Below are 2,112 nucleotides of genomic sequence, written 5' to 3' on the forward strand. Positions count from 1 at the left end.
GGAGCCCCCGGCGTCGCCCTGCCCAGCGCGGCCGTCGCGCTGCCCGCCGGCCTCGCCGCCCCGCTCCGCGCCGGCCGACCGGCCGTCGTCGGCCGCGTCCACGGCGACCGGCTGCTGCTCGACCTGCGCACCGTTCCCGAGGAGGACGACGCCACGCTCCTCGCCGCCGTCCTCGCCGTCGGGCCGGGCGAACGGGCATGAACGGGCCCGGCTCATGGGTGGTCGCCACCGCCGGCCATGTCGACCACGGCAAGTCCACGCTGCTGCGCGCCCTCACCGGCACCGACCCCGACCGGCTCGCCGAGGAACGCCGGCGGGGCCTCACCCTCGACCTCGGCTTCGTCTGGACCAGCGCGCCCAGCGGCCGCACCCTCGCCTTCGTGGACGTGCCCGGCCACCACCGCTATCTCGCCACCACCTTCGCCGGGATCGCCACCGCCCCCGCCGTGCTGCTGGCCGTCGCCGCCGACGAGGGCTGGCGTCAGCAGACCGACGAACACCTCGCCGCCCTCGACGCGTTCGGCGTCCGCACCGGACTCGTCGTCGTCACCCGCGCCGACCTCGCCGACCCCGCGCCCGCCCTCGCGCAGGCGGCGGAACGGACCGCAGGCACCGGCCTCGCCCACGCGCCCGCGCTCGCCGTCAGCGCCCGCACCGGCGCCGGGCTCGACCAACTCACCGAAACCTTGGACACCTTGGCGACCAGCCAGCCAACTCCCCACGCCATCGCGCCCGTTCGCCTCTGGCTCGACCGCGCGTTCACCGTCGCCGGCGCCGGCACCGTCGTCACCGGAACGCTCGCCGCCGGCACCCTCGCCGTGGGCCAGGACCTCGAACTCGCCCCGGCCGGCACATCCGTCCAGGTCCGCGACCTCCAGAGCCACGGCCGCCGCGTCACCTCCGCCACCGGCCCGGCCCGGGTCGCCGTCAACCTCCGCCGCGTCCCCGCCGAACGCGTCACCAGGGGCCACGCCCTGCTCACCCCCGGCGCCTGGTGGACCACCGAGGCCGTGGACGTTCGCCTCCACCCAACGCCCGCCCAGAAGCCGGCGGTTGACCGTCGGAGGCTGCCGGCCGAACCCCTCGTCCACTGCGGCACCGCGGCCACCAGCGCCCGGCTGCGGCCACTCGGCCCCGACGCCGCCCGCCTCGCCCTGCGCACCCCGCTGCCCCTGCACGTCGGCGACCGGCTGTTGCTGCGCGACCCCGGCTCCCGACTGCTGGTCGGCGCCACGGTGCTCGACCCGGACCCGCCCCCGTTGACCCGCAGGGGCGCCGCCGCGAGCCGCGCCCGCCGGCTCGCCGCCGTCGACGACCCCGCCGACCCGGGACCCCGGCTGGCCGCGACCGGCCTGGCCCAACGCGCCCAACTCGCCGCCCAGGGCTACGCCGTTGACCGCGAGGGCCCCCGCTGGCTGCTCGACCCCGAGCACGCCGCCCGGCTGCGCGCCGCCCTCGCCGAGGCGGTCTCCGACCACGCCGCGGCCCACCCGACCGACCCGGGACTACCGGTGGCCGCCGCCCGCCACCGCCTCCCGGGCGCCCTCCCCGACGACCTTCCGCCCGAGGCGCTGGCCGCGCTCGCCGGCCCCGAACTCCCCCTGCGCGACGGCCGGTTCTACCGCGCGGCCGACGCCGAACGCCTCCCCCCGCGCGTCGCCGCCGCCCTCGCCCGCCTGCTCGCCGAGCTGGACGCCGCCCCGTTCCGGGCCCCCACCCGCAGCCGCCTCGCCGAACTCGGCCTGGACGAGGAGGCGTTGGCGCTCCTTGTCCGACGCGGCCGGCTGGAACGCGTCGGACCGCTCCACCTCGCCCCCGGCGCCACCGCCCGCGCGGCCGCCCAACTCGCCGTGCTGGCCGCCCCGTTCACCGTGGGTGGGGCGGCCCGCGCCTGGGCCACCAGCCGCCGTGTCGCGATCCCCCTCCTGGAGGCCCTCGACGCCGCCCGCCTCACCCGCCGCCACCCCGACGGCCGCCGCACCCTCACCGGCGACGCGCGCCCCGGGGCGGCGGCCACCGACTGACCCCCCGGGCCGGCGAACGCGATCGCCGCCGGCGTGGCACCCGGCCGCTGGTCGGCGGCCGGCCAGCCCGTCAGGGCGCCTCCGCGTC

General features: G+C 79.7%; 1 protein-coding gene and 1 pseudogene. Both read left to right on the top strand.

All coding sequences use genetic code 11. The features are described from left to right. Positions 1-201 (top strand): annotated as a pseudogene (locus tag EBN88_RS29665) (L-seryl-tRNA(Sec) selenium transferase); the annotation flags it as partial. Next, the gene (gene selB, locus EBN88_RS29670) at positions 198-2,024 is read left to right on the top strand and encodes a selenocysteine-specific translation elongation factor (RefSeq protein WP_122400062.1); all 1,827 of its coding nucleotides are present in this window, start codon (positions 198-200) and stop codon (positions 2,022-2,024) included. The pseudogene EBN88_RS29665 and the gene selB, both read left to right, overlap by 4 nt. Positions 2,025-2,112: the final 88 nt, after the last annotated feature.

It is taken from the genome of Streptomyces triticirhizae (assembly GCF_003696235.1).
Classification (GTDB): domain Bacteria; phylum Actinomycetota; class Actinomycetes; order Streptomycetales; family Streptomycetaceae; genus Streptomyces; species Streptomyces triticirhizae.